The following is a 25,746-nucleotide window of genomic DNA, read 5'->3' on the forward strand; positions in this document are numbered from 1 at the left end:
GACCGTGGCGTGGCGGGAAAGTCTCCCGTCAGGGCTCGTAGCGGTAGAAATGCATCTTCGTATCGCCAAAAATCCGGCTTTCAAGCAGCTTGAACGCAGGCTCGACCGTGACCGTCACATCGCCGCGCTCTTCCAGGATGGCGAGCGCGCCGGGGTTCAGCCAGCCGCCGCCATGGGCTGCCGCGAAAGCCTTCTCGCCATGGCCATGGCCATAGGGCGGATCGGCGAAGAGAAGATCGAAGGGCTCGATATTGTTGACGCCACCGAGCTTGGTGGCATCACGCCGCAGGATGCGGGCGCGGCCGTGCAGGCCGAGCGCATCAATATTTTCCCACAACAGCCCCCTGCCCTCGACGCCGTTTTCGACGAAGAGCGCCACCCGACAGCCGCGCGACAGGGCTTCCAGCCCCACCGCGCCGGTTCCGGCAAAAACGTCCAGCACGCGCGTACCGTCAAGACTTTCCGGATAGGCGTGGCTCAGGATGTTGAAGAGGCTTTCCCGCGTCCTGTCGATAGTCGGACGAATGGAATTCGATTTCGGCGCGGCCAGTGTCCGGCCGCGGAACTCACCGCCTACGATCCGCATTACGTGTCATTCCCCTGCCACCAGAAGGTTTGCCACCCGGGCCTTTGCCACCCGGCTTGCCGCCACCGGGGCCATTGCCGCCGGGGCCTTTACCCTTGCCCGAAAAACCGGAACGTTCGCCACGCTCGCCGGACTTGCCAAATGACGGCTTGCCCGATGCGGGCCTGCCGCCGGGTTTTGCACCTCTCGGCTTGTCTCCAAAAGGCCGGTCGCCGCGTGGACGGTCACTGCCGGGACGATCCCCCTCTTCGCGAGGCTTGTCACGGAACGGGCGTTCGCTGAATGGCTTTTCACCACGCGCGGTACGATCGCCAAAACTCTTCTCGCCACGCGGACGGTCGCTGCGCGGGCGATCGCCGTCTTCGCGGGGCCGGTCACGGAAGGGACGGTCGCCGAAGGGTTTGTCGCCGCGTGCAGGGCGATCACCGAAGCTCTTTGCGCCGCGTGCAGGGCGCTCGCCACGGGGGCGGTCGCCATCTTCACGCGGGCGATCCCGGAAAGGCCGGTCGCCAGAGGGTCTGTCGCCAGAAGGTTTACCACCGAAAGATTTTCCGCCGCGTCCACCGCGATCGCCAAAGCTCTTTTCGCCGCGGCCAGGACGGTCACCGCGTCCGCGGCCACCTTCTTCTTCACGGGGAGAGTCCGAACGAATCCACTCGCCTTCGGCGTCAGCATGCCGCACGACGTTACGGCGGGCTTCATCCTGGGCGGACGGCTTCTTGAACAGGCTCTCGGCTTCGGCGCGGGCAGAAGACTTGCGCTCCTTGCCGTCGCGGGTGGGCTTTGCGCCGGGCGCCATCCAGACATTGGCGGTGCGGCTGGTGCCGGCAGGCTGGCGGGGGCGACGATCATCGCCCTCTTCGTCATTGCGGCCCTTGCCACCGAATTTTCCGGCAGGCTTGTCGCCACGCTTTGTATCAAGGCGGCCAAGCGCCTTTTCACGGCGGTCTTCCGGCTTGCCGGCTGTCTTTTCAAAACGCGGCTTGCCTTCTGGCGCGTCGCTCTTTGCCCATTCGGACTTGGCGCGCTTGACCGGCGCCTCTTCCTCATCGTCGACAGATGTATTGTAGATCGGCGCGTCGAAATTGGCGCCGGCCTCTTCGATCAGGCGCGGGCCAAGCTGGTCACGCAGCATGCGGCCGCGCACTTCCAGCACCTTGCCCTCGGGCAGATCGCCCAGCTGGAACGGACCGTAGGAAATGCGGATCAGGCGGTTGACCTCAAGACCAAGTGCGCCGAGCACATTCTTGATTTCGCGGTTCTTGCCTTCGCGCAGACCCATGGTGATCCAGACATTGTGGCCCTGGGTGCGGTCGAGCGTCGCATCGATAGCGCCGTAAAGCACGCCATCGACGGCAATACCGTCCTTCAGCTTGTCGAGGGCTGCCTGATCCACCTCGCCATGGGCGCGCACGCGGTAACGGCGCAGCCAGCCGGTGGTCGGCAGTTCCAGCACGCGGGAAAGGCCACCATCATTGGTGAGCAGCAGCAGGCCTTCGGTGTTGATATCGAGGCGGCCGATGGAGAGCACGCGCGGCAGTTCACCCGGCAGATTGTCGAAAACGGTAGGACGGCCTTCCGGGTCGGAATTGGTCGTCACCAGGCCGGCGGGCTTGTGGTAGAGCCAGAGGCGGGTGCGCTCCGCACCGCGAATCGGCATGCCGTCCACTTCGATCTTGTCTGACAGCGTGGCGTTGACCACCGGCGTATCCAGCAAGACGCCGTTCAGCGACACGCGGCCTTCCATGATCATGCGCTCGACATCGCGGCGCGAGGCAACGCCGGCGCGCGCCATGATTTTCGAGATACGCTCGGGCTTGCCGGCACCAACCACCTCGGCCGTGGCGGCAGAAGCGGGCGCAGCCTTGGCTTGCGCCGGTTTCTTTTCACGCTCTGCAGCGGGTTTGCCGGGGCCTTTCGGCTTCCTGTCGCCGCCAAAAGTTTTGCCGCCGTCACGCTTCGGCTTGTCTTTAAAAGTCATTTGCTATTTGCCTGTTGTTTGGGCTGTCCTATCAGGTCCAAGCACAAGGGTTAAGAGGAAATTGAACCGCAATGGCCGAAAGGACGCATTTCATGGAACTGGCGCTTGTCGAAGCCCGTTCCGCCGGCGAGCGGGATGAGGTTCCGATCGGCGCCGTGCTTGTTCTGGATGGCCGCGTCATTGCCCGTTCCGGCAACCGCACCCGTGAATTGAACGATGTGACGGCGCATGCCGAAATCGCCGTGATCCGCATGGCCTGCGAGGCTCTGGGACAGGAGCGCCTGCCCGGTGCCGATCTTTACGTTACGCTGGAGCCCTGCACCATGTGCGCGGCGGCGATTTCATTCGCCCGTATCCGCAGGCTCTATTATGGCGCGCAAGACCCGAAGGGCGGCGCGGTGGAGAGTGGCGTGCGCTTCTTCAGCCAGCCGACCTGCCACCATGCGCCTGATGTCTATTCGGGACTGGCGGAAAGCGAAAGTGCTGAAATCCTGCGGCAATTCTTCCGCGAGAAACGTCTCGACGACTAAGCGGCCGGCGGGAGGCGCCAAGCTTTCCCGCAGGCCATCAGCCCGTCATTTTATCAGCCCGTCATTTTTGTCAGAAGGGGTTCCACCAGCTCTTGCCGGTGTTGGCGACAGCCGCTTCTTTCTTGCGGCGCTTTTCCTTTTTCTGCTCGGGCTCGCCGAGATCGGTCAGCTGATCCTGCGGAACGCTGCGATATTCAGCCGGCGGATCGGTCAGGAACTTGCGCTGGGCATTAACGACGGAGCCACCCTGGGCATCGGCCTTGGCCTTGCGGAAGGCTTCCCATTTCTGGCTTTCGGTCATCTGGCCGGCGGTGCCGTTGCCGGCGAGCAGCGGCGAGCGGTAATGCGGATTGTTCTTGTTGGCATCCGCCTCATCGCGCAGACGTTCGCGGGTCTCTTCCGGCGATTCGACCCATTGGGGGTTGTTTTCGCGGCTGGCCATGTTCTGCTGCGGCGTGGTGAGCTGTTCGGCACGGGCCTGGGCGGGAACGACGAGACCCGGGCGGGGGCCGTATTTCAGGTTGCGCTTGCTCTGGTCGCCGGTGATCGAGGTGGCGTTGCCGAGATCGTCGACAAGCTGCTCCGCCGCGGTCTTGCCCGTACCGTAGGTCGGGCTGGTGCAGGCGCCCAGCAGCACGCCCATCACTGTCACGCCAACAACCGTGCGAAACATGCCCAAACCCTGCGCATTACCCTGCATCGTCTTCATTGAAACCCTTCCAGCCGTCCGTCCCACTTCGCCAGACATCGTCTTTCGGCAGGCGGCAGCCCGCATTGCCGTGCAAATCCGGCCATTTTCAGGCAGGTGTACCGGATGAAGAGGCAAAGCGCAATTCATCCGGCCATTTTCATTACGAGAGTGCGGCAAGCTCACGCAGCGCTGCCGCATCGCGGGCCGATACGTCGGGATATTGCGGATCGGAGCCGACATCGGTGGTGATGCGCCACGAACGGGCGCATTTCACGCCTTCCGCCAGCTTCTGCTCAACCACGACCTTCGCCACTTCCGGCAGGCGGAAGCCATCGGCCGGGCCCTCATCGCCCACCACAGATATGGCCGAGGTGATGCAGATTTCGGCAAAGTCCTGTCCAGACAGCGCCGCCAGAAGATCGGCATCGGCAATGTGGACGACCGGAGCCGCCTCCAGCGAGGAGCCGATACGCTTTTCGCGGCGCTCGACTTCCAGCGCGCCCGTCACGACGGTGCGGACCTTGCGGATTTTTTCCCACTTGGCTTCCAGCGCGTCGTTCTTCCATTCCGCCGGGATTGCCGGGAACTGGGCGAGATGCACCGATTCCGATTCCGCATCCGGATAGCGCGACAGCCAGGCTTCTTCCGTGGTGAAGGGCAGCATGGGCGCGAGCCATGTGACGAGGCAATCGAACAGCTTGGCGATGACCGACAGCGATGCCCGGCGCTTCAGCGACGACGGCGCGTCGCAATACAGCGTGTCCTTGCGGATGTCGAAATAGAAAGCCGAAAGCTCGACATTGGCGAAATCGATCAGAGCGCGGGTGATCTTCTTGAAGTCGAAGGCGTCGTAGCCGTCGCGCACGACCTTATCCAGCTCGGACAGGCGGTGCAGCACCAGCTTTTCCAGCTCCGGCAGATCGGCATAGGCGATCTCCTCGCCCTTGTCGTGGGCGAGCGTGCCGAGCATCCACCGCATCGTGTTACGCAGCTTGCGATACGCATCGATGTTGGTCTGGATGATGGCCTTGCCCAGACGCTGGTCTTCCCAATAATCCGTCGTCATAACCCACAGACGCAGGATATCCGCGCCGGATTCCTTCATCACGTCCTGTGGTGCGACCACGTTGCCGAGAGACTTGGACTGCTTGCGGCCCTGCTCATCCATGGTGAAGCCATGGGTAACGACGGCATTGTAAGGCGCGCGGCCACGCGTCGCGCAGCTTTCAAGCAGCGACGAATGGAACCAGCCACGATGCTGGTCCGAGCCTTCGAGATAGACATCTGCCGGCCATTTCATGTCCGGGCGGTCTTCCAGCGTGAAGGTATGGGTGCAACCGCTGTCGAACCAGACGTCGAGGATATCCATGACCTGCTGCCACTTGGCATGGTCATGGTCCTTGCCGAGGAAACGTTCCTTGGCGCCTTCGGCAAACCAGGCATCGGCGCCTTCAGCCTCGAAAGCCTCGAGGATGCGGGCGTTGACGGCCTCGTCGACCAGAACCTCGCCCTGCTCGTCGGCGAAGACCGCGATCGGCACGCCCCAACTGCGCTGACGCGACAGAACCCAGTCGGGACGACCTTCGATCATGGCGCGCAGACGGTTCTGGCCGGAAGCCGGAACGAAGCGGGTCTGGTCGATGGCATCGAGCGAACGCGAACGCAGCGTCGTGCCGTCGCCGAGTTCCTTGTCCATATAGACGAACCACTGCGGCGTATTGCGGAAGATCACCGGCTTCTTGGAGCGCCAGCTATGCGGATAGCTGTGCTTCAGGCGGCCACGGGCAAACAGGTTATTGGCAGCGATCAGCGCCTTGATGACGCGCTCATTGGCATCGCCCTTCTTGCCGTTGTCGTCCATGACGCGAGCCGCTCCGCCTTCGGCCGACGGGCCGAAACCGGGGGCGTCTTCGGTGTAGAAACCATCGTCGCCGACCGGGAACGGGATGGCCGGCGAGACGCCGCGCGCTTCCAGCTCGCGCTGATGTGCGGTCCAGACGTCAAAGTCCTCGCGGCCATGGCTGGGCGCCGTGTGCACGAAACCCGTACCGGCATCGTCGGTGACGTGATCGCCATCGAGAAGCGGGACCGGGAAATCGTAACCGAGCGACGCCAAAGGATGGGCGCAGGTGATGGCCGCCAGTTCTTCGCTTTTCACATCGCGAACGAGCTTGAAGGTCAGCTTCGCCTTGGCTGCGGCCTCGTCAGCGAGCTTCTTGGCGAAGATCAGTTTTTCGCCCGGCTGCGGACCAAAATCATTCTGCGCGCTTTCGACTTCGAACAGGCCATATTCGACCCGCGAAGAAAACGCGATGGCGCGGTTGCCGGGGATGGTCCACGGTGTGGTCGTCCAGATGACGACGGAGACGCCGGAAAGAGCGGCAGCCGCGTCCTTGACCGGGAATTTCACCCAGATCATGTCGCTCTCGACGTCATGATACTCGACTTCGGCTTCCGCAAGCGCCGTGCGCTCGACGACCGACCACATGATCGGCTTGGAGCCGCGATAAAGCTGGCCGCTCCGGGCGATCTTCAGGAGTTCGCCGGCGATGCGGGCTTCGGCGTGGAAGTTCATCGTCGTATAGGGGTTTTCGAAGTCGCCCTCGATGCCGAGACGTTTGAACTCTTCCGACTGGACCTTGATCCAGCCGGCAGCGAACTCACGGCACTCCTTACGGAACTCGTTGACCGGAACCTCGTCCTTGTTCTTGCCCCGGGCGCGGTAGGCTTCCTCGATCTTCCATTCGATCGGCAGGCCGTGGCAATCCCAACCCGGTACGTAATTGGCGTCGTAACCGCGCATCTGGAACGAGCGGGTGATGACGTCCTTCAGGATTTTGTTCAGCGCATGGCCGATGTGGATGTTGCCGTTGGCATAGGGCGGGCCGTCATGCAGCACGAATTTCTCGCGGCCGGCGGCGGAAGCGCGGAGTTTTTTATACAGGCCCATGTCCTGCCAGCGCTTCACCGTTTCCGGTTCTTTCTGCGGCAGGCCGGCGCGCATCGGAAAATCCGTCTGCGGCAAGTAGAGGGTGGTGGAATAGTCCAGTTTTTCTGCGGTGTCGCTCATAATCGTACCGTTGTTGCGCGCCGTATCAGTCGCGCCATCTCAATTGCAAAGAGGGCAAATTCGGAAAGCGCCATGCCATATGTCACATGTCATGTAAGCGCCAAAATCCCGGACCTTCCGGCTCTCTCAGAGCGGGCGGAAGGCCGGGCCAATAATTCGGCCAATCTGAATTGCAAATTTCAACCGGTATTGGGACATGGACGGTTGTTTATGCGGTTTCCCACCAAAAAGGAAGAGAAAAGCGACGCCAAGTCGCAGCCGGCCGAAGACGATCAGAACGCGATCTTCACGTCCAGTTCGCTGAGCGGACGCACGCCCGACAGCATCGCCCTTGCCTCTTCCTCATCACGCCTGATCTGGGCGACAAGCGGATCGAGCCCGTCGAACTTCAGCTCGTCGCGCAGGTGGCCGAAGAAAGACACCGAACAGACTTCCCCATAAAGATCGCCCGAAAAATCAAAAACGAAGGTTTCGAGCAACGCCGCGCCGTTCTCCGTCACCGTCGGGCGGTAACCGAAGCTCGCGACGCCATCGTGGATCGAACCATCGGGGCGACGGAACCGCACGGCATAGATGCCCGCCTTCAGTTCTGTTTCCGGCGCCAGCGCCATATTGGCGGTGGGGTATCCCAATGTGCGGCCGAGCTTCTGGCCACCGATGACCTCGCTCTCCACGGTAAAGCGATAACCGAGCAGACCGGCGGCACCCGCCACATCGCCCTCGCACAGAAGCGAACGGATACGGCTTGAGGAAACAACATCCGCCCCCTCGTCGCGGAAGGCATCCACCAGCGTGACGTCGAAGCCGTGGCGTTTGCCCGCTGCCATCAGGAATGCCGGGCCGCCCTCGCGGCCCTTGCCGAAATGGAAATCGAAACCGGTGACGACGGCACTGGCACCCAGCCAATCGACCAGTATGGACTGGACGAATTCGTCCGCCGAACGCTGCGAAAACTCCCGGTCGAAGGGATATTCGATGACGGAACGGAAACCGATCGCCTCGAGAATACGGGCTTTCAACGGCGCGGGCGTCAGCCGAAAGACAGGTGTATCAGGACGGAAGACGGAGCGGGGATGCGGCTCGAAGGTCAGGACCAGGGCGGGAACACCGCGGGCTTCCGCCAGTTCCAGAGCACGGTCCAGCACGGCGCGGTGGCCACGATGTACGCCATCGAAATTGCCGATCGCGATGACGCCACCGCGAAGAGCTTCCGGCAACGGCTCTTTTTTTTCATTGCGATGAAAGACGGTCATGGCAGTCGATCCATTGTTTTCGCCAGCTTAAGCTGGATGCCCTTTAAGCAAGAAGACCTTTAGGCAAGACGGGGCATCCACCAGCCGGGAGCAGCACCCTGCCCCTTGAGATAGGCGTTCAGAAGCGCCTCATCCGTCTGGCCGTTCAGCGTATATTCGGCGGCATGAATGCCGCCACTGATGTAAAGAAGGTTGAGGCCACTCGCGATCGCGCCCTTCACATCCGTCGGCATGCCATCGCCGATGGCCAGCACACGATCCTTGGCGAAGGCGCCGCGCACGTCTTTGGCCGCTGCAAGACAGGCTTCATAGATCGGCGCATGCGGCTTGCCGGCAATGCGGACTTCGCCGCCCAGCTGTTCGTAATAGGCCGCCATGGCGCCGGCGCAGGGAATGATGCGCTCGCCGCGCTCCACCACCAGGTCGGGGTTGGCGCAGATCATCGGAGCTTTACGGGCAATGAAGCCCTTCAGCATTTCCGTATAATCCTCAGGCGTTTCCGTCTCATCATCAAAGAAGCCGGTGCAGACCACGGATTGCGCCTCTGCCTCGGCGACACATTCGACATCGAGACCTTCCAGCAGCGGCATGTCCCGCTCCGGGCCGAGCAGGAAGACTTTTTTCGGGCCTTCCGCGATCAGGCCACGGGTGACATCGCCCGAGGTGATGATGCGATCATAGGCCTCATCAGGCACGCCGAGCACACGCAGCTGGGCGATGACGCCGGGGGCCGGACGCGGCGAATTGGTGATGAGCACCACCGTCTTGCCGGCCTTGCGCGCTTCGTGCAGCGCAACAGCCGCATCCGGAAAGGCGCTGACGCCATTGTGCAGCACGCCCCAGACATCCGAAAGAATAACGTCGAACCCATCAGTGATTTCGCCGAGGGTGAGAATGCGATGGGCCATGAGATGCTTTCCGGCTGCGAGAAAAGGGTATGCGTGACATGGCAAAGCAGGACGCCGATGGCAAGGAAAAAAGCGCCCCGCGCCCGGCCTTCGGCCCACCTGACACAGCATCGACACAAATACCGCCGAGAACAGCGACGGCCATAAGCTGCGAAAAGAACCCTGTCGTGGCACTCAGCTCCGCGTGGGAAATTTCTGTCATGGAACGCTGATAACCATAAGCCACGAAATTTTTCCGACAGGCCGTTCTTGACTCAGGCAGAAGGGCTCCTTATCTCGGCTTCGCTGGCACTCCAACAAGGGGAGTGCTAACACCCATCACGGGAACCTCCAAAAGGTTCCTGAAGTCATTTGATCGAGGGATTAGGCAATGACAAGCACCAATTTCCGCCCGCTTCACGATCGCGTCGTCGTTCGTCGCGTTGAATCCGAAGCCAAGACCAAGGGCGGCATCATCATTCCCGATACCGCCAAGGAAAAGCCGCAGGAAGGCGAAATCGTCGCCGTCGGTTCCGGCGCACGCGATGAGTCCGGCAAGGTCGTCGCTCTCGACGTCAAGGCTGGCGACCGCGTTCTGTTCGGCAAGTGGTCGGGCACCGAAGTCAAGCTCAACGGCGAAGACCTTCTGATCATGAAGGAAGCCGACATCATGGGCATCATCGGCTGATCTGGCCGAACCCGTCCTTCCTTAAATTTCAAGCCGGACCCGTTCCGGCCATTCGAAACCAGGAGTTTTGAACATGGCAGCCAAAGAAGTAAAATTCGGCCGCACAGCGCGCGAAAAGATGCTCAAGGGCGTCGACGTTCTTGCTGATGCAGTGAAGGTAACCCTCGGCCCGAAGGGTCGTAACGTCGTTATCGACAAGTCCTTCGGCGCTCCGCGCATCACCAAGGACGGCGTTTCGGTCGCCAAGGAAATCGAACTGGAAGACAAGTTCGAGAACATGGGCGCACAGCTCGTTCGCGAAGTTGCCTCCAAGACCAACGACATCGCCGGTGACGGCACCACCACCGCAACGGTTCTGGCCCAGGCCATCGTTCGCGAAGGTGCAAAGGCAGTTGCCGCCGGCATGAACCCGATGGACCTGAAGCGCGGCATCGATCTCGCCGTTGCTGAAGTCGTCAAGGACCTTCAGGCTAAGGCCAAGAAGATCAACACGTCTGAAGAAGTTGCACAGGTCGGCACGATCTCTGCAAACGGCGAGCGTCAGATCGGTCTCGACATCGCTGAAGCAATGCAGAAGGTCGGCAACGAAGGCGTCATCACCGTTGAAGAAGCCAAGACCGCCGAAACCGAACTCGAAGTCGTCGAAGGCATGCAGTTCGACCGCGGCTACCTGTCGCCCTACTTCGTGACCAACCCGGAAAAGATGGTTGCGGACCTCGAAGACGCCTACATCCTCCTGCACGAAAAGAAGCTCTCGAACCTCCAGGCCATGCTGCCGGTTCTCGAAGCTGTCGTTCAGACCGGCAAGCCGCTCGTCATCATCGCTGAAGACGTCGAAGGCGAAGCTCTTGCAACGCTCGTCGTCAACAAGCTGCGTGGCGGCCTCAAGATCGCTGCCGTCAAGGCTCCTGGCTTCGGCGACCGCCGTAAGGCCATGCTGGAAGACATCGCCATCCTGACCGGTGGTACCGTCATTTCCGAAGACCTCGGCATCAAGCTCGAAAGCGTTACCCTCGACATGCTCGGCAAGTCGAAGAAGGTTTCGATCTCCAAGGAAAACACCACGATCGTTGACGGTGCCGGCCAGAAGTCCGACATCGAAGGCCGTGTTGCCCAGATCAAGGCCCAGATCGAAGAAACCACTTCCGACTACGACCGCGAAAAGCTGCAGGAACGTCTTGCCAAGCTCGCTGGCGGCGTTGCCGTTATCCGCGTAGGCGGTTCGACGGAAGTTGAAGTGAAGGAAAAGAAGGACCGCATCGACGACGCTCTCAACGCGACGCGCGCTGCTGTTCAGGAAGGTATCGTACCGGGCGGCGGCGTTGCCCTGCTGCGTTCCTCCACGAAGATCACCGCCAAGGGTGTGAACGACGACCAGGAAGCCGGCATCAACATCGTCCGCAAGGCTCTGCAGGCTCTGGTTCGCCAGATCGCAGAAAACGCCGGTGACGAAGCTTCCATCGTTGTCGGCAAGATCCTCGACAAGAACGAAGACAACTACGGCTACAACGCCCAGACCGGCGAATATGGCGACCTGATCCAGCTCGGCATCGTCGACCCGGTCAAGGTTGTCCGCACGGCTCTGCAGAACGCAGCTTCGGTTGCTTCGCTGCTGATCACCACCGAAGCCATGATCGCCGAACTTCCGAAGAAGGAAGCTGCGATGCCGGCAATGCCGGGCGGCGGCATGGGCGGCATGGACTTCTAATCAGTCCTGTCACCGGAATGAGGAAAGGGCGGTCTTCGGATCGCCCTTTTTCGTTGCCGCCCTGCCCTCATGGCGGCCCTGCACCTAACCAACGACCCGAATATTGTTTCTTTTTGGGACACCCATAACTTTACCCGGCTTATGCTGGGCAAACCGTGCAATAATGACATCACGATGGGCGAATCACAGCGCCGCGGGGCGCGTCGTTTCCCATTTTACCTTACTTATAAGTGCGCTATTTAGTTGTGCTTTTTCATATCTCTCGCGATTTTGAAGAAGGAATACATAATATTTTTGATTTTCTCTCTGACTGGTTGTTGTCGGTGGAGAAAAATAAACTATAAGTCAGCCCCCGTAAGGGTTCCGCGACGGGACGGCGAGCATTGAAGGGGTTCGATGCTGGGCAAGCACGTTCGACTGCGGGTGGCGGTAACGGTTAAACTTGGCAGTGTCGCTAGAAATGGTGACGCTGGCATGTGTTCATGCGGGGGCGCGATTTGTTTGAAATATCAAGACGCAACGATGCTCTGCCGGCGGCGGTGACGACCACGCCCGATCCCCGCACCCTGTCCCATTTTTTCATTTCGGAGGAGTGGAGCAGCGAACTTTCCAGCGGTGTCATCCGGCTCGGCGAACACACCTCCTTCATGCACGGCCTGCCGCCGGGCGAATGCGGACTGCTCAGCCTTGTGCGCTGTTACGACCGCGTTGACCATGCCCGCGTGCTGGAGCTTTTCGAGCAGGTTTCCACGGAACCCTCACGGTTTTGTTTCTCGACAAGTGTATCCATCTTGCCGGCGATGCGGCAACCGGTCATCTGCATGGGTGAATCGTCCGGTTTTGAAGAGGGGCAGCAGGGGCGCATATCAGGGCTTTTCCTGTTCCCGCGTTTCGAAGATATTCGCTTCGCCGCCTAAGGCTACGCGCCGACACTCGCCTATCGTTCACTAAATGAAGACAATTTGTCGTCTGCCGTTCATCTTTCTGGATGAGTGATTTTCAGCCATTAGTATCTCCAGACATTGCCATGCAGCACATCGGCGACATGCCGATCACTTACCGGAGATACTCCATGTCCAGCAGCCAGAACGCTCTCGTTCTCATCGCCCGCATTCTGCTTTCCTTCATCTTCATCTATTCCGGCTTCGGCAAGCTCACCGACCCGACCGGTACGGCCGGCATGATCACGGGCGCAGGCATGCCCGCCGCAACCGCCCTTGCCTATCTCGCAGGTCTCTTCGAGCTGGTGGCCGGTCTTGCCATTCTCGCCGGCTTCCAGACCAAAATTGCCGCCTGGGCGCTTGCTGTCTTCTGTGTCTTTACCGGTCTCGTTTTCCACAGCGGTACCGTTGCCGTTCCCGGCTGGCCGGACCCGGCTCTCGGCTGGATCAATGCACTGAACGGCATCATGCTGATGAAGAACATCACCCTCGCCGGCGCTTACATCCTGCTCGCAACCTTCGGCGCAGGTGCCTACTCGGTCGACGCCAAGCGCGGTGCGGCTTTGGCCCACGCGTAAGCCAACAAACAGACCAACAAAAAAGCCGCCCGGATCGCTCCGGCGGCTTTTTGTTTGATCAGACGGCCGCTTTGATACGCGACGCGATTTCCTGAACCGCTGCATCGCCTTCATGCTCCGGCTTGCGGGCACGGACGAAACAGGCTTCCGAGCGGACGATGATGCCGTCGGAGAGGATTTTCAGATGGTTGGCCTTCAGCGTCGAGCCGGTGGACGTGATATCGACGATGATATCCGCCTGCCCTGCCGCGGGCGCACCTTCGGTGGCGCCCAGGCTTTCGACGATGCGGTAAAGCTGGATGCCGTGCTGGCGCGAAAAGAACTGCTGCGTCAGCCGCCAATATTTGGTGGCGATGGCAAGCCTGCGGCCATGACGGGCGCGGAATTCGGATGCCACGTCGCCAAGATCGGCCATGCTGTCCACATCCAGCCAGATTTCCGGCACCGCGACGACCACATCCGCATGGCCGAAACCGAGGCGGGCGCAGAACTCCACCTGCGCATCGGCATTGGTCAGTCCCTCGCGCACCAGGTCTTCACCGGTCACACCGAAATCCACCGTGCCGGCGCCGATCTCCCGGGCGATCTCGGAGGCCGACAGATAGGCGATCTCGATATCGTCACGTCCTTCGATGCGGCCGCGATAGGAGCGATCGTTACCGACAGCCGCAACCTTCAGCCCGGCGCGTTCCAGAACGGCCGAGGCGTCTTCCTTCATCCGGCCCTTTGATGGCAATGCGATGGTGATCATGGTTTGTCGCTCCCACGCACCGCTTCGATGCGATCCAGCCAGAGCGAGAAGCCCACGGCCGGTATTTTTTCCTGTGCGCCGAGAAGCGTGAGCAGCCGGTCGTAACGGCCGCCGCCAGCCAGCACGCTGTCGCTGCCCGCCTCCACCACCTCGAAAACAAGGCCGGTATAATAATCGAGCGGACGGCCGAAGGCGGCGCCATAGGTGACGGTTTCAAGATCGACACCGGCATTGGCAAGGGCCGCAACGCGTTTATCGAAAGCGGAAAGTGCGCCGTCCAGCTTCAACTTCGCCTTGGCGGCGAAATCGCCGAGAACCTGCGAGGCCTGCGGCAAAGGCGCCTGCAAGGCCAGGAACTGCTTGAGCAGTTCGAAACTCTCATCCGGCAGGCGCGTCGCCGCGAGCGCGAGCTTCTCCCGCAGACGGCGGGCGATTTCGAGCGGCGAGCGGCTGGCATTGGTGGAATAGCCGGTTTCCTGCATCACCGTATCGAGATAATCGACCAGCACTGCCTCGTCGCCCGTCGCCAGCAGGCCGGCGACCCGGGCGTCTAGCCCCGTCATCGGCTTGGGGTGCACGAGGCTTTCCAGCAACGCGTCCAGCTGCGCCATGTCGCCAAAGGCCTGAACCAGCCTCTTCTGCCAGCCGAGCGGCAAACCGAGGGCGGCAACCACCGCCTCGAACACCTGCTGATCGCCCAGCGTCACCGCAAGCGAGCGGCCCGGCAGAAGGCGCTGTAGAATGGCGGTCGCGTCGATGACGACGCGGGCATCGGCGGCGGCAATATCGGTATCGCCAAGGTCTTCGATGCCAGCCTGATAAAACTCGCTCGCACCCTCGCGGCGCTGGCGAAAGACTTCAAGACGGGGATGGTGAATTCGGGGCGCAGGCAGAGGCTCTCACCCGTTTCGCTCTCCGTCATGAAGATACGACGGCGCAAATCCTCGCCGGCCATATCCAGAAACGGTTCGGCGGGCTGGATGACAGGCGTGTTCAGGCGACTTGTGCGGCGCGCGGCAAATTCTTCCAGTAGCTCTCCGGCAAATTCCGGCATGTCGATCAGGGGCATGGAATATTTCCTGTGCAAGCCGCGAGATACCCCCCTCTGCCCTGCCGGGCATCTCCCCCACAAGGGGGGAGATTAGCAAGAGGCGCTACTGCCACTCCTCTGCCTGATGCTCCAGAATCTCGCGGACCTTCGCGACCAGCTCGGCTTCCGGCACGCTGACCTGCGCCACACGCGCCTCGCGCCAGCTGGCATTGTCCTCGATTTCACCGGAGAGGCGCTTGCCTTCGATCAGATCCTTGATCTGCACGATGCCTTCGGCGCGCTCGTCACCGCCCTGGATGATGGCGATGGGAGAGCCGAGGCGATCGGCATATTTCAGCTGGTTGCCGAATTTCTTCCAGTTGCCCTGGTACATTTCGGCGCGGATGCCCTCGGCGCGCAGCGCCTGCGTGAAGCGCTGGTAACGGCCCATGCTCTCCACATCGCCATCCATTACGGTGATGAGCACCGGCGCGAGCGGCTTGACCTGACCAAGCTTGCCGAGGTTCTTCAGCGCGGTCATCAGGCGCGAGACGCCGATGGAAAAGCCTGTTGCCGGAACCGGCTGGCCCATGAAGCGCGAAACGAGGCCATCGTAACGCCCGCCGCCGCCGACCGAACCGAACACGACCTTTTCACCCTTTTCATTGGTGACGTCGAAGGTCAGTTCGGCCTCGTAGACCGGACCGGTGTAATATTCGAGACCGCGCACAACGGAGGGGTCGATCTTGATGCGCGTCGCATCATAACCCGCACTGGTGACCAGAGCGCCAATGATGTTCAGCTCATCAACGCCTTCCTCACCCTTCGATGTGCCCGCAACCAGTTTAGCGAGATCATCGGCGCTTTGCGCATAATCCTTGATGCCGACGAAAAACAGAACTTTTTCAATCTGCTCGTCGCCGAGACCCGCGCCCTTGGTGAAGTCGCCGGATTCATCCTTGCGGCCGGGGCCGAGCAACAGCTTCACCCCTTCCGGGCCGAACTTGTCGAGCTTGTCGATGGCGCGCAGCACGTTCAGACGGCGGCCGGCATTGTCCTCGCCGCCGAGCCCGATGGCTTCCATGACGCCATCGAGCACCTTGCGGTTGTTGACGCGGATCACATAGTCTCCGCGCGCGATGCCGAGCGCTTCCAGCGTATCGGCCATCATCATGCACATTTCCGCATCGGCCTGCACGCCGGCAGCACCGACTGTATCGGCATCGAACTGCATGAATTGCCGGAAGCGGCCGGGGCCTGGCTTTTCATTGCGGAACACGTAACCGGCGCGATAGGTGCGGAAGGGCAGCTGAATTTCGTTGAAGTTCTCAGCGACATGGCGGGCAAGCGGTGCCGTCAGATCATACCGCAGGCTCATCCATTGGTCGTCGTCGTCCTGCAGCGAAAACACGCCTTCGTTCGGGCGGTCGCTATCGGGCAGGAACTTGCCGAGTGCATCGGTATATTCGAACAGAGGGGTTTCCATCGGATCGAAGCCGTAAAGCTCGTATACCCTACGGATCTTGTCGACCATCTCATTGGTGGCATGGATATCGGCAGCCGAACGATCCACGAAGCCGCGCGGCAGGCGGGCTTTCAGTTTCTGTGGCTTTTTTGCTTTTTCGCTCATGATGCCGATCCGATATTTTCCTGAAATTATGCCGGTGTATTAGAGGATGAAGCCCGGTGCGGCAAGCCGCAAAGGCTTTGGTTTTGCTGGCAGCGCAGGGCAAGCCGTGCTATATGGGATGCATGTATCCCATTTTAGTCGGAAAGGACGCAAGCAATGAGCAAACAGACGGCCATTCGCCTGCCGGATGAGACCTATGAGCGGCTGAAAGCGCTTTCCGAACGCACCGGCCGCACCTCCGCCTATTACATTCGCGAGGCGATCGAGAAACATATCGAGGATATGGAAGACCTCTATCTTGCCGAAGAGGCGACGCGGCGCATTCAGCGCGGAGAATCGAAGATTATAAGCGCCGAGGAGTTCTGGCGTGATCTGGACAATTGAATATCACACGCTTGTCCAGAAAGAGATGCGCAAAATAAATCCGGAAGTGCGCCGGCGTATCCGCAGCTTTCTCCATGAAAGGCTGGCGGCGCTGGACGACCCGCGCCAAACCGGTGCTGCCCTACAGGGTTCCGAGCTCGGAAATTTCTGGCGTTACCGGGTGGGCGATTACCGCATCATCTGCGATATACAGGACCACAAGCTGGTCGTTCTGGTGGTCGAAATCGGCCATCGCCGTGAAATTTACCGTTAGGCATTCATGATCCTCGAAGCACTGCAATATGCCGCCACCCGTGCGGTCACGCCGAAAGAATTCCGGCCGCATGTCCGCTATTCCGTCAACCTCTGGGCGCGCGCCAATCGCTGCGCGAAAGCCTGGGCGGAGCATGAGAACAACAGCCGGCAATTCGTGTTGCAATCGGCGAAAAAGCTGAAGCAGCGACGGACGGCCGTCGTGCTGGGGTCCGGCCTGCTGCGGGATGTGCCCCATGATGCGCTGGTGGCGATGTTCGATACCGTCGTTCTTGTCGATCTGGTGCATCTTGCCAGTGTGCAGGCGAAGCTGCGGTTCAATGCCAAAAAGAACATCCGCATTGCCAATCGCGACCTTTCCGGCTTCGATGACCTCATTGCCGGACGGCCGGCGGAACCGCTCGATTTCCTGCGGCGGGTGCCTTATCTCGATTTCGTCGTCTCGGCTAACCTCCTGTCGCAGATCGGCACGGGCGCGCAGCATCGGCTGGAGCGGGAGAAAATCGCGACTGCGCCGGATGACCTCCTGCCAAAGCTCATCCATACGCATGTCGATGCACTGGCCGGCCTGCCCTGCAAGGTCTGTCTGATCACGGATACGGCCTTCGATGTCATCGGCAAGGATGGAAGCGTTCAGCAGCATGGAGACCTGCTGCATGGCATCGAGATTGCCTCACCTGCCGCCGCATGGGACTGGCCGCTCGCGCCCTTCGGGGAGGAAAGCCAGGATTATCGCATCGTGCATCGCGTCATTGCGCGGGAAATGACATGATCTTCACGCGCCTTGCATCTGCGTCCTACAACCCCGCAAGACCCGCCTTGTAGTCCTCGGAGGCCGCCCGGCTGAGGCGCTCCAGCTCCATCGCCGCGCGGCTGGTATGGCGCTCCTTGTGGCGCAACAGAGCGAAATTGCGTGCAGGCAGATCGATGCCGGCGCGGACCAGCAGGCCCTGCCGCAGAAAGAGTGACGCGACGGAAGCGGAGACTGCGGTGGCCGCACCGCCGGAGCGGGCAGCCATCACCACCGCCTCGTTGGATGGCAACTCCAGCATGACGGAAAGCTCAGCCGGATCCACCCCCATCTGCCGCACCGCCGCCTCGAAAGCGGAGCGGGTGCCGGAGCCCTGTTCTCGCAGAACCCACGAGGTGCCGTAAAGCATATCGAGCGCGGTCAGATAACGGCCGTCAGCGAAAGGGTGGGCCGAACCGGTGACGACTAGAAGCTTGTCCGACACGACGGGCTGCACCATCAGTGCCGGCTCGTCAATCTTGCCTTCGATGAAACCAACCTCCGCCAGACCATCCAGCACCGCCTGTGTCACCGTCTTGGTATTGCCTATATCCAGCCGGACCGTGACGCCGGGGTAGAGTTTCTTGAACTGCATCAGGATCGGCGGCAGCCAGTAGCTTGCAATCGTCTGGCTGGCGCAGACGGTGATTTCGCCGCGTGTCAGCCCGCCCATTTCGGAGAGAATCAATTCGGCATTGCGCACACGTGCCAGCGTCGCCTTGGCCTCGCCCAGAAATGCCCGACCGCTTTCGGTCAACTCAATGTTGCGGCCGACCCGATGGAACAGCTCGACATTATAAAAGGCCTCTAGATTCTTGATGGCGGAACTGACGGCGGAAGCCGTGAGGCCGATGGCTTCGGCGGCGCGGGTCAGATGTTCGCGTTCGGCGACGGCGATGAAGATACGGAGTTGTTCGAAGGTCATGGCGTTTCATTCGATTTTATCGAACGGTATATGCCATATTATTTGATAGAATAAAACAGGCGGCTGCGGCATTGTCTGTGCATGGCACAACATCGCACCCTCGCCCATCCCTTTCAGTTTTCGCTGCGCTGGCTCACCCCGCTTCTGCCGGGCATTCTCATCTGCGCGGCGGTCAGTTGCGCCGCCATTCTGGCAGAGCGTTTTCAGGTGCGGATTGCGGGTCACGCATGGCTTGGCGATCTCGTACTTGCCATCCTGATCGGTACGCTGCTGCGTTCGCTGGTGTCGCTGCCTTCAGTCGCTTCGGCGGGTATAAAGTTCAGTGCCAAGACCCTGCTCGAAATCGCCGTGGCGCTTCTCGGTGCATCCTTGAGCCTTTCCATTCTCAAAGGCGCCGGGGGCCTGCTGATCGGCGGCATCGCGCTGATCGTGGCGCTGTCGCTCGTCTTCAGCTACGCCGCCGGGCGGATGCTGGGGCTGCCACCCAAGCTTGCGACGCTGATCGCCTGCGGCAATTCCATCTGCGGCAATTCCGCCATCGCAGCAGCAGCACCCGCCATCGGCGCCAAGCCGGAAGATGTCGCCGCCTCGATCGCCTTCACCGCGGTTCTCGGCGTTGTCGCCGTGCTTTTGATGCCATTCCTGCCGCAGCTCCTCGGCCTCGATGCCACCCAATACGGCATCTTCGCCGGCCTGACGGTCTATGCCGTACCGCAGGTTCTGGCCGCCACCGCACCGCTTGGAGCCGTAGCCGTGCAGACGGGCACCATCGTCAAGCTCATCCGCGTGCTGATGCTGGGTCCGGTCATCGCCACCCTCTCCGTTATCCATGGCCAGTCCGGCAAGGGACGCCTGAAGCTGCAGCAGATGGTTCCGTGGTTCATCATCGGCTTCGTGCTGATGATCATGGCGCGCTCCTTCGGCCTCATCCCCGAGATGCTGCTTTCCCCGGTCGCCTCGCTCTCCAACATCCTCACCATCATGTCGATGGCGGCTCTCGGACTATCGGTCGATATTCGCAGCCTTCGCCATGCCGGTGGCAAGGTCATCATTGCCGCCAGCCTGTCGCTCGTGCTGCTGGGTGTTCTGAGTTTCAGCCTGATCGTGCTGACACAGGCGGCCTGAGGGCGCGCCGTTATGTCCCGGTGCTGACCGTCAACGTATAATGCGCGCCAAGGCCACGGCGCGGCGATCCCAGAATGAGTGTCGGGCGGATCAACCATTCGGTATCCGCCTTCGGTGTCAGCGTCGCGATCTTGCCCTGGGAATCGCTGAAGAAGATAGCGTCCTCATCCGGCGTCGAAAAATCGAAGACAGCCATCAGCACAAATTCGCTTGACGCGGCAAGCTCGATCTTCACCGTCTGCCCAGCCTTGACCTTCAGGCGATAGACGTCGCCACGCCCGCGCCGCGTCCAGCCATCCAGCGTCAGCGGTCCCACCGGCGGCAGGGCCACTTCCTTCAGCCTTTCACCGTCATCGAGCCAGATTCCATCGACATTGCGGCTTTCCGCAAAAGACGGATGCGGAACGGCGGCGGCCATGGTGAGCGCCAGAAGAAGGGAGGTTACCTTCATGGACGTACAAACTCCCGCCGCATGACCTCTATCGGCTGGCGGCAATGACAGCCTTCAATATGGTCGTTGACCATACCCATGGCCTGCATGAATGCATAGACGGTCGTCGGGCCGACGAAGGTCCAGCCCCGCTTTTTTAAATCCTTGGAAAGGCGGATGGAGGCGGCGCTGGTGGGGTTGGCCCTTAACGTCGCATAGTCCAGCCTTTGCGGCCTTTCTGCGGCGGCGGGTTCGAAACTCCAGAAATAACGCGCAAGCGAACCGAATTCATCGCGCAGCGCCATGGCACGGCGGGCATTGTTGATGGTCGAAACGATCTTGCCGCGATGGCGGATGATGCCCTTCTCGGCAAGGCAGCGCTCGATATCGGCATCACCGAACTCCGCCACTTTTTCGAATTCGAAATTGGCAAAGGCAAGCCGGAACGCCTCGCGCTTGCGCAGGACCGTGAGCCAGGAAAGTCCGGACTGGAAACCTTCCAGGCAGATCTTCTCGAACAGGCGGCGATCGTCAGTCACGGGATAACCCCATTCCTCGTCGTGATAACGGCTGTAATCCTCCAGCCCCTGCTGCCAGAAACACCGCACGCGGCCATCCGCACCCGTTTCAAGTCCCGCTTCGCTCATCCGCTGACAATCCCTTTTCGCTCCCACCCGCAGGTGGTGTGAACCTGCGCGCTTACCACTCATTCACCACGTTTCAAAACCGGGCGCTAACCTTAAATCCAGCTTTCCCTAATGAAGCGCTTTTTAATGAACAGCCATTTACGATTCGCTGGCGTCGAGGTGCGAACGTGTCCGGCAAAGCGGGTGAATGCTCCCGCGATTTCCATTGTTGCGACATCCCGCAGAGAGAGTCCACCCGATGCCGATGAAGTCCGTTTTTCTGGCGCTGAGCCTCGTTTCCACCCTCGCCGTCCCGGCCGCGATGGCCAATGAGCGGTATCGCGAGCGCCCGCCCGTCGTCGTCAGCCCGGACCTTTCCGCCCCCTGGGTTACCCAGCTTGGCGGCCGCGGCAATGTGCGCCCGGTCGTTTATCCGCGCGCACCTTCCGCACGCCAGCCGCTGTTCCAGCAGCGTCAGGTCGCCATGCCGCAACGCCCCAGTTCCGGCGTCACATCACAGCGTCCGGCGCGGGTGCAGAATGCCGCCGTGCGCCCCAACGCACCGGTGCGCACGCAGATCGCGCCGCAATTCCTGCCGCAGATCGTGAGTTATCAGACCGCCGAAAAACCCGGCACCATCGTCATCGATACGCCGAACCGCTTCCTCTATCTCGTCCTCGCCGATGGCAAGGCCCGCCGTTACGGTGTCGGCGTTGGCAAGCCCGGCTTTGAATGGGCCGGAACCCACAAGGTGACCCGCAAAGCGGAATGGCCGAGCTGGACCCCGCCGAAGGAAATGATCACCCGCGAGGCGGCCAAGGGACATTACCTGCCGGCCTTCATGGAAGGCGGCCCGGCCAACCCGATGGGTGCGCGCGCCATGTATCTCGGCTCGACGCTTTACCGCATCCACGGCACTAATCAGCCCTGGACGATCGGCAGCAACAATTCCTCCGGCTGCATCCGCATGCGCAACGAGGATGTCACCGATCTCTACGAGCGCGTCAACGTCGGAACCCGGGTCATAGTGATATGACAGCAACGGTTCGGCCATTCCGTACCTCGTAAGGCCGGCATAAGGGCTTATCCGCTTGAATTGCTGTCTCGCAGCGGTACAATCCTCACTTGAATTGAACGAACTTGGCGGGGGACGCCAGGCGCCGGACCTCTCCGAGGGGATGATGGAACGGCCTTAAGACGGGTGGTCAACTGACCGCCCGTTTTTCGTTTCTGTCATTCAAATGTTATCAAAAAGCGGTTTGGTGCATTTCTGATATCAATTCGGATTCTCTTAAATGTCGCGCCATACTTTACTTGTTTGCGCCCTGCTCTTCAGCGGCGTCTCCTTCTCTGCCGCAACCGCAGGCGAATTTGAAATTTCCGGTTATGGCGGCTGGCAAAGCGCGCCACACAGCGATGTGACGGTGTCTGACGGGCCGGATTTCCGCGCCGGATGGGAAGGCAAGTCCTTCTCCAACCCACCCTATTGGGGCGTGCGCGGCACCTACTGGTTCGATGAGGGCCAGCTCAAAAATTTCGGTATCTCGCTCGATTTCACCCATGACAAGGTCTATGCCGACGACGAGACGCTTGCCCGTTCCGGCTGGTCGCATTTCGAATTCACCGACGGCCTGAACCTTCTGACGCTGAATGCACTCTATCGCTTCCCGCTGGAATCCCTGCCGATCACCCCTTATGTGGGTGCCGGCGTCGGCATAAACGTGCCGCATGTGGAAGTGTACCGCCCGTCAGGCAAGACCTTCGAATACCAGTTCGGCGGTGCCACCCTGCAGGCGCAAGCCGGCCTCAGCTACCGCATCACCGACAGCTGGTCGACCTTCGTGGAATATAAGGGCACCTATTCCTTCGTCGACGTGGATATCGACAATGGCGGCTCGTTGAAGACTGACATCATCACCAATGCGGTGAATTTCGGCGTGGCTTATAAGTTCTAGTATTGGCGTGGCAAACGGGGGCTTTCCGGCAGGCGCGGGTGTCCCCTCAACCTCATTCCTGTGCTCGTCACAGGAATCCAGCCGACGTGCGTCTGCGCGGCGCAAAGACTCCTCTCAGCCCAAGGACTTGGGCTGGCTGGATCCCTGTGACGAGCACAGGGATGAGGAGAAGCCCGAGAAAGGCGCACCTGCCTCAACCTTGGCGCCACGACGCCGGATCACGGCCTTGTCGATGCACCACTTCCTAAACCAAAAGCCTCGCCGGCTTCGGCCCACCATAGGCCCAGTCCAGCAATTCGATCGTGTGCAGGATCGGCATATCCGTGCCGGTTTCGATCTGCGTGATGCAGCCGATATTGCCTGTCGCGATGACATCCGCCCGCGTGGCCTCGATATTTTTCACCTTGCGCGCCTTGAGCTTGCTGGAAATTTCCGGCTGCAGGATGTTGTAGGTTCCGGCCGAGCCGCAGCACAGATGCCCCTCTGCCGGATCGCGCACCGTGAAACCCGCCGCCTTCAACAATTGTTTTGGCGCGAGCGTGATCTTCTGGCCATGCTGCATGGAGCAGGCGGAATGATAGGCGACCGTCAGCCCCTGGCTCTGCCTTTGCGGCAGATCGAGAGTGGCGAGATATTCGGTGATGTCTTTCGCAAGCGCCGAGACCCGCGCGGCCTTTTCGGCATAGGCAGAATCGAGCCGGAGCATATGGCCATAATCCTTGATGGTGGTGCCGCAGCCAGACGCGGTGATGATGATGGCGTCCAGACCGCCCTCTTCCATCTCCCGTGTCCAGACATCGACGTTACGCCGGGCGGAGGTGAGCGCCTCTTCCTCGCGGCCCATGTGATGCACCAGCGAACCACAGCAGCCCTCACCTCTTGGCACCACGACCTCGATGCCGAGCCGGGCAAGCAGACGCAGCGTCGCCTCGTTAATTCCAGGATCGAGCACCGGCTGGGCGCAGCCGGTGAGGATGGCGACACGTCCGCGCTTTTCGCCTTCCGCCGGCCGTGCGCCCGGACGGGCAGATGCGGAGACCGGCGGCACCGCAGCGGGGGCAAGAGCGAGCATGGATTGCAGCGGCTTCAGCGCCGGAGACTTGGCAAGCAGACCAGAGAAGGGCCGCGCCAGCCTTGCCAGATGCAGAGCCAGCCGGAAGCGGCCGGGATGCGGCAGGACGGCAACCAGAAGATTGCGGATCAGCCGGTCCATGAAGGGGCGCTTGTAGGTCTGTTCGATGTGGGCGCGGGCGTGATCGACCAGATGCATGTAATCCACACCGGAGGGACAGGTGGTGGTGCAGGCGAGGCAGGAAAGACAGCGGTCGATATGGGTGACGACCTCGCGGTCGGCCGGGCGGCTGTTTTCCAGCATGTCCTTGATGAGGTAGATGCGGCCACGCGGGCTGTCCAGCTCGTTGCCAAGCGTGACATAGGTGGGACAGGTGGCGGTGCAGAAACCGCAATGCACACATTTGCGCAGGATTTTCTCGGATTCCGCCACATGCGGATCGGCCAGCTGCTCAGGCGTGAAGGATGTTTGCATGGTTCAGACGGCCCTTTCTAGCGCTGCGGCCATCTTGCCGGGATTGAAGATGCCTGCGGGATCGAGCTTTTCCCGGATGCGCGCCGAAAGCAGCGCTTCCGCCGAGGGGCGCGGTTCGAAGGCAGGCACCGTTGCGCGCACCGCGTCACTCGCCCTCAGCAAGGTGGCGTGGCCGCCGCCAAGCGCACGGATCGCGCCGCGCAGCAAATCGGCCTCCGGGTCCGCTTCCATCTGCATCCAGATGAGGCCGCCCTGCCAGTCGTAGAAGGCATCGATGCCCGCTTCCATGCGCAGCGCCGCGACCAGCCGGTGGCCTGCTGCAGGTGCGACCGAGACTTTCCAGAGCGGTTTTGCACCCTGCCCGGCATAGGGCGCGACATCACGCACATGCCGCCACAAAAGCCTGCTTTCCTCGCCCTCCAGCAAAGTCCATGGACCGACCCGATCCATGACGGAGAGAAGTTTGGCCGCGCGCGCCTCCACCGAGGCGGCGAGCCCCTCCAGCCGCAGAATGGTCGCCGGGCCTTCCGGCAGGGCGCCATCGATGAAGCGGGAGCGGACACTTTCCGGCAGATGCGCCGCGCCGGAAACCTCGACACTCATCGCCATCGCCGCCGCCATGATGCGCGTCGCTGCCTCGTCATCCAGCCCGGATACGACGACGGTTTTTTCCGCCGGCGGTTTCGGTAGCACGCGGAAGGTCACCTCTGTCAGGAAGCCGAGCGTGCCGAAAGAACCAGCCAGGAATTTAGACAGATCGAGGCCGGTGACATTCTTCATCACCCGGCCACCGGCCCTGATGATCTCTCCGCTGCCATTGACGAAACGGATGCCAAGCAGACTATCGCGCGCCGCACCCGCAACGTAACGGCGCGGGCCGGAAACATTGGCGGCAAAGACGCCACCGATGGTCGGTTCGCCTTCGGTGCCCATGATCGGACGATGGTCCATCGGCTCGAAGGCCATCATCTGCCGGTTTTGCGCAAGGGCGGCCTCGACGGTGGCAAGTGGCGTGCCGGTCTTTACGGTCATGACCATTTCGGCGGGGTTGTAGGCGACGATACCAGCCATTGCGCGGGAGGAGAGCGTTTCACCTGCCGCCACCGCATTGCCGAAACCGGCACGGGTGTTGCCGCCGATGATTTTCAGCGGGGTTTTTCGGGTCGCGTGGTCGCGGATGATGTCGGCGACCTGGGTTTCTGCGTAGGGGGTCAGCATGGGGCTGCGGGCTCCGGGCATGGGACAGCGAGGTTTGCGCGAGGGGCACCCCCCTCTGCCCTNTGACCATTTCGGCGGGGTTGTAGGCGACGATACCAGCCATTGCGCGGGAGGAGAGCGTTTCACCTGCCGCCACCGCATTGCCGAAACCGGCACGGGTGTTGCCGCCGA

General features: G+C 61.2%; 24 protein-coding genes and 1 pseudogene. 11 read left to right on the forward strand and 14 right to left on the reverse strand.

Annotated elements, in window-relative coordinates:
• Positions 1-28 precede the first annotated feature (28 nt).
• Both rsmD and O8B93_RS00525 read right to left on the reverse strand, forming a co-directional pair.
• A complete protein-coding gene (gene rsmD, locus O8B93_RS00520) occupies positions 29-586 on the reverse strand; it encodes a 16S rRNA (guanine(966)-N(2))-methyltransferase RsmD (protein ID WP_269707899.1) in 558 nt (185 codons plus the stop codon).
• Positions 567-2,567 (reverse strand): pseudouridine synthase, encoded by a 2,001-nt coding sequence (locus tag O8B93_RS00525; RefSeq protein WP_269707900.1) that lies wholly within the window; start codon positions 2,565-2,567, stop codon positions 567-569. The genes rsmD and O8B93_RS00525 overlap by 20 nt, the downstream gene beginning before the upstream one ends.
• Positions 2,568-2,638: 71 nt before the next feature.
• On the opposite strand from O8B93_RS00525, the gene O8B93_RS00530 reads away from it, so the two are divergent.
• Positions 2,639-3,097 carry a nucleoside deaminase gene (locus O8B93_RS00530; RefSeq protein WP_010971070.1) on the forward strand — a complete coding sequence of 153 codons (459 nt, stop codon included), beginning with the start codon at positions 2,639-2,641 and terminating at the stop codon, positions 3,095-3,097.
• A 70-nt stretch (positions 3,098-3,167) separates the two neighbouring features.
• Here the strand turns inward: O8B93_RS00530 and O8B93_RS00535 are convergent, their stop codons facing one another.
• From O8B93_RS00535 to O8B93_RS00550, 4 genes are all read right to left on the reverse strand, one after another.
• Complete coding sequence (locus O8B93_RS00535) at positions 3,168-3,806, reverse strand: hypothetical protein (protein WP_269707902.1); 639 nt, start codon at positions 3,804-3,806, stop codon at positions 3,168-3,170.
• Between the two features lie 142 nt (positions 3,807-3,948).
• Positions 3,949-6,858 (reverse strand): isoleucine--tRNA ligase, encoded by a 2,910-nt coding sequence (gene ileS / locus O8B93_RS00540; RefSeq protein ID WP_269707903.1) that lies wholly within the window; start codon positions 6,856-6,858, stop codon positions 3,949-3,951.
• Between the two features lie 272 nt (positions 6,859-7,130).
• Positions 7,131-8,111 (reverse strand): bifunctional riboflavin kinase/FAD synthetase, encoded by a 981-nt coding sequence (locus O8B93_RS00545; protein WP_269707904.1) that lies wholly within the window; start codon positions 8,109-8,111, stop codon positions 7,131-7,133.
• A 59-nt stretch (positions 8,112-8,170) separates the two neighbouring features.
• Complete coding sequence (locus O8B93_RS00550; RefSeq protein ID WP_269707905.1) at positions 8,171-9,019, reverse strand: TIGR01459 family HAD-type hydrolase; 849 nt, start codon at positions 9,017-9,019, stop codon at positions 8,171-8,173.
• 370 nt (positions 9,020-9,389) lie between these two features.
• Here O8B93_RS00550 and groES point away from each other — a divergent pair, with 370 nt between their 5' ends.
• The 4 genes from groES to O8B93_RS00570 all read left to right on the forward strand — a co-directional run bounded on the left by groES (position 9,390) and on the right by O8B93_RS00570 (position 12,913).
• Entirely contained in the window at positions 9,390-9,686 is a 297-nt protein-coding gene (groES, locus tag O8B93_RS00555) for a co-chaperone GroES (RefSeq protein WP_003522946.1), read from the forward strand.
• 73 nt (positions 9,687-9,759) lie between these two features.
• Positions 9,760-11,394, forward strand: a complete 1,635-nt coding sequence (gene groL / locus O8B93_RS00560) for a chaperonin GroEL (protein WP_269707906.1) — start codon at positions 9,760-9,762, stop codon at positions 11,392-11,394.
• Between the two features lie 482 nt (positions 11,395-11,876).
• Positions 11,877-12,311, forward strand: coding sequence for a hypothetical protein (locus tag O8B93_RS00565; protein ID WP_309568485.1), 435 nt, complete (start codon positions 11,877-11,879; stop codon positions 12,309-12,311).
• 155 nt (positions 12,312-12,466) lie between these two features.
• A complete protein-coding gene (locus O8B93_RS00570) occupies positions 12,467-12,913 on the forward strand; it encodes a DoxX family protein (RefSeq protein ID WP_269707908.1) in 447 nt (148 codons plus the stop codon).
• Positions 12,914-12,971: 58 nt separating this feature from the next.
• Here O8B93_RS00570 and hisG read toward each other — a convergent pair whose 3' ends face one another.
• The 3 genes and pseudogenes from hisG to hisS all read right to left on the reverse strand — a co-directional run bounded on the left by hisG (position 12,972) and on the right by hisS (position 16,324).
• Positions 12,972-13,664 (reverse strand): ATP phosphoribosyltransferase, encoded by a 693-nt coding sequence (gene hisG, locus O8B93_RS00575; protein WP_269707909.1) that lies wholly within the window; start codon positions 13,662-13,664, stop codon positions 12,972-12,974.
• Positions 13,661-14,733 (reverse strand): annotated as a pseudogene (locus O8B93_RS00580) (ATP phosphoribosyltransferase regulatory subunit). The gene hisG and the pseudogene O8B93_RS00580 overlap by 4 nt, the downstream one beginning before the upstream one ends.
• Positions 14,734-14,818: 85 nt before the next feature.
• Positions 14,819-16,324 carry a histidine--tRNA ligase gene (gene hisS / locus O8B93_RS00585; RefSeq protein WP_269707910.1) on the reverse strand — a complete coding sequence of 502 codons (1,506 nt, stop codon included), beginning with the start codon at positions 16,322-16,324 and terminating at the stop codon, positions 14,819-14,821.
• Between the two features lie 156 nt (positions 16,325-16,480).
• On the opposite strand from hisS, the gene relB reads away from it, so the two are divergent.
• Genes relB through O8B93_RS00600 form a run of 3 tightly spaced genes read left to right on the forward strand, consistent with a single transcriptional unit; the run spans position 16,481 to position 17,732 of the window.
• Positions 16,481-16,708, forward strand: a complete 228-nt coding sequence (gene relB, locus O8B93_RS00590) for a type II toxin-antitoxin system RelB family antitoxin (protein ID WP_010971060.1) — start codon at positions 16,481-16,483, stop codon at positions 16,706-16,708.
• Entirely contained in the window at positions 16,692-16,961 is a 270-nt protein-coding gene (locus O8B93_RS00595) for a type II toxin-antitoxin system RelE family toxin (RefSeq protein WP_144575703.1), read from the forward strand. Before relB ends, O8B93_RS00595 begins: the two co-directional genes overlap by 17 nt.
• Before the next feature lie 6 nt (positions 16,962-16,967).
• The gene (locus O8B93_RS00600; protein WP_269707911.1) at positions 16,968-17,732 is read left to right on the forward strand and encodes a hypothetical protein; all 765 of its coding nucleotides are present in this window, start codon (positions 16,968-16,970) and stop codon (positions 17,730-17,732) included.
• Positions 17,733-17,757: 25 nt separating this feature from the next.
• Here the strand turns inward: O8B93_RS00600 and O8B93_RS00605 are convergent, their stop codons facing one another.
• Positions 17,758-18,675 carry a LysR family transcriptional regulator gene (locus tag O8B93_RS00605; RefSeq protein ID WP_010971057.1) on the reverse strand — a complete coding sequence of 306 codons (918 nt, stop codon included), beginning with the start codon at positions 18,673-18,675 and terminating at the stop codon, positions 17,758-17,760.
• An 81-nt stretch (positions 18,676-18,756) separates the two neighbouring features.
• Here O8B93_RS00605 and O8B93_RS00610 point away from each other — a divergent pair, with 81 nt between their 5' ends.
• Positions 18,757-19,800, forward strand: coding sequence for a YeiH family protein (locus tag O8B93_RS00610; protein ID WP_269707912.1), 1,044 nt, complete (start codon positions 18,757-18,759; stop codon positions 19,798-19,800).
• Positions 19,801-19,810: 10 nt separating this feature from the next.
• Here the strand turns inward: O8B93_RS00610 and O8B93_RS00615 are convergent, their stop codons facing one another.
• Both O8B93_RS00615 and O8B93_RS00620 read right to left on the reverse strand, forming a co-directional pair.
• A complete protein-coding gene (locus O8B93_RS00615; RefSeq protein ID WP_269707913.1) occupies positions 19,811-20,251 on the reverse strand; it encodes a hypothetical protein in 441 nt (146 codons plus the stop codon).
• Positions 20,248-20,877, reverse strand: a complete 630-nt coding sequence (locus O8B93_RS00620; RefSeq protein ID WP_269707914.1) for a DNA-3-methyladenine glycosylase I — start codon at positions 20,875-20,877, stop codon at positions 20,248-20,250. The genes O8B93_RS00615 and O8B93_RS00620 overlap by 4 nt, the downstream gene beginning before the upstream one ends.
• 238 nt (positions 20,878-21,115) lie before the next feature.
• On the opposite strand from O8B93_RS00620, the gene O8B93_RS00625 reads away from it, so the two are divergent.
• On the forward strand, positions 21,116-21,892 hold the full coding sequence (locus O8B93_RS00625; RefSeq protein WP_269707915.1) for a L,D-transpeptidase: 777 nt from the start codon (positions 21,116-21,118) through the stop codon (positions 21,890-21,892).
• A 259-nt stretch (positions 21,893-22,151) separates the two neighbouring features.
• Positions 22,152-22,811 (forward strand): outer membrane beta-barrel protein, encoded by a 660-nt coding sequence (locus O8B93_RS00630; RefSeq protein WP_269707916.1) that lies wholly within the window; start codon positions 22,152-22,154, stop codon positions 22,809-22,811.
• A gap of 244 nt (positions 22,812-23,055) precedes the next feature.
• On the opposite strand, the gene glcF is transcribed toward O8B93_RS00630, so the two are convergent.
• A complete protein-coding gene (gene glcF, locus O8B93_RS00635; protein ID WP_269707917.1) occupies positions 23,056-24,357 on the reverse strand; it encodes a glycolate oxidase subunit GlcF in 1,302 nt (433 codons plus the stop codon).
• Between the two features lie 3 nt (positions 24,358-24,360).
• Positions 24,361-25,575 (reverse strand): glycolate oxidase subunit GlcE, encoded by a 1,215-nt coding sequence (glcE, locus tag O8B93_RS00640; RefSeq protein ID WP_269707918.1) that lies wholly within the window; start codon positions 25,573-25,575, stop codon positions 24,361-24,363.
• Between the last annotated feature and the right edge of the window lie 171 nt (positions 25,576-25,746).

The organism is Martinezella rhizogenes (genome assembly GCF_027460065.1).
Taxonomy (GTDB): Bacteria; Pseudomonadota; Alphaproteobacteria; order Rhizobiales; family Rhizobiaceae; genus Agrobacterium; species Agrobacterium rhizogenes_C.

What these genes read in the sequence shown, in the direction of transcription:
- rsmD (WP_269707899.1), bottom strand. Translation starts at nt 586, where the DNA reads ATGCGGATCGTAGGCGGTGAGTTCCGCGGCCGGACACTGGCCGCGCCG.
- O8B93_RS00525 (WP_269707900.1), bottom strand. Translation starts at nt 2,567, where the DNA reads ATGACTTTTAAAGACAAGCCGAAGCGTGACGGCGGCAAAACTTTTGGC.
- O8B93_RS00530 (WP_010971070.1), top strand. Translation starts at nt 2,639, where the DNA reads ATGGCCGAAAGGACGCATTTCATGGAACTGGCGCTTGTCGAAGCCCGT.
- O8B93_RS00535 (WP_269707902.1), bottom strand. Translation starts at nt 3,806, where the DNA reads ATGAAGACGATGCAGGGTAATGCGCAGGGTTTGGGCATGTTTCGCACG.
- ileS (WP_269707903.1), bottom strand. Translation starts at nt 6,858, where the DNA reads ATGAGCGACACCGCAGAAAAACTGGACTATTCCACCACCCTCTACTTG.
- O8B93_RS00545 (WP_269707904.1), bottom strand. Translation starts at nt 8,111, where the DNA reads ATGACCGTCTTTCATCGCAATGAAAAAAAAGAGCCGTTGCCGGAAGCT.
- O8B93_RS00550 (WP_269707905.1), bottom strand. Translation starts at nt 9,019, where the DNA reads ATGGCCCATCGCATTCTCACCCTCGGCGAAATCACTGATGGGTTCGAC.
- groES (WP_003522946.1), top strand. Translation starts at nt 9,390, where the DNA reads ATGACAAGCACCAATTTCCGCCCGCTTCACGATCGCGTCGTCGTTCGT.
- groL (WP_269707906.1), top strand. Translation starts at nt 9,760, where the DNA reads ATGGCAGCCAAAGAAGTAAAATTCGGCCGCACAGCGCGCGAAAAGATG.
- O8B93_RS00565 (WP_309568485.1), top strand. Translation starts at nt 11,877, where the DNA reads ATGCGGGGGCGCGATTTGTTTGAAATATCAAGACGCAACGATGCTCTG.
- O8B93_RS00570 (WP_269707908.1), top strand. Translation starts at nt 12,467, where the DNA reads ATGTCCAGCAGCCAGAACGCTCTCGTTCTCATCGCCCGCATTCTGCTT.
- hisG (WP_269707909.1), bottom strand. Translation starts at nt 13,664, where the DNA reads ATGATCACCATCGCATTGCCATCAAAGGGCCGGATGAAGGAAGACGCC.
- hisS (WP_269707910.1), bottom strand. Translation starts at nt 16,324, where the DNA reads ATGAGCGAAAAAGCAAAAAAGCCACAGAAACTGAAAGCCCGCCTGCCG.
- relB (WP_010971060.1), top strand. Translation starts at nt 16,481, where the DNA reads ATGAGCAAACAGACGGCCATTCGCCTGCCGGATGAGACCTATGAGCGG.
- O8B93_RS00600 (WP_269707911.1), top strand. Translation starts at nt 16,968, where the DNA reads ATGATCCTCGAAGCACTGCAATATGCCGCCACCCGTGCGGTCACGCCG.
- O8B93_RS00605 (WP_010971057.1), bottom strand. Translation starts at nt 18,675, where the DNA reads ATGACCTTCGAACAACTCCGTATCTTCATCGCCGTCGCCGAACGCGAA.
- O8B93_RS00610 (WP_269707912.1), top strand. Translation starts at nt 18,757, where the DNA reads ATGGCACAACATCGCACCCTCGCCCATCCCTTTCAGTTTTCGCTGCGC.
- O8B93_RS00615 (WP_269707913.1), bottom strand. Translation starts at nt 20,251, where the DNA reads ATGAAGGTAACCTCCCTTCTTCTGGCGCTCACCATGGCCGCCGCCGTT.
- O8B93_RS00620 (WP_269707914.1), bottom strand. Translation starts at nt 20,877, where the DNA reads ATGAGCGAAGCGGGACTTGAAACGGGTGCGGATGGCCGCGTGCGGTGT.
- O8B93_RS00625 (WP_269707915.1), top strand. Translation starts at nt 21,116, where the DNA reads ATGCCGATGAAGTCCGTTTTTCTGGCGCTGAGCCTCGTTTCCACCCTC.
- O8B93_RS00630 (WP_269707916.1), top strand. Translation starts at nt 22,152, where the DNA reads ATGTCGCGCCATACTTTACTTGTTTGCGCCCTGCTCTTCAGCGGCGTC.
- glcF (WP_269707917.1), bottom strand. Translation starts at nt 24,357, where the DNA reads ATGCAAACATCCTTCACGCCTGAGCAGCTGGCCGATCCGCATGTGGCG.
- glcE (WP_269707918.1), bottom strand. Translation starts at nt 25,575, where the DNA reads ATGCTGACCCCCTACGCAGAAACCCAGGTCGCCGACATCATCCGCGAC.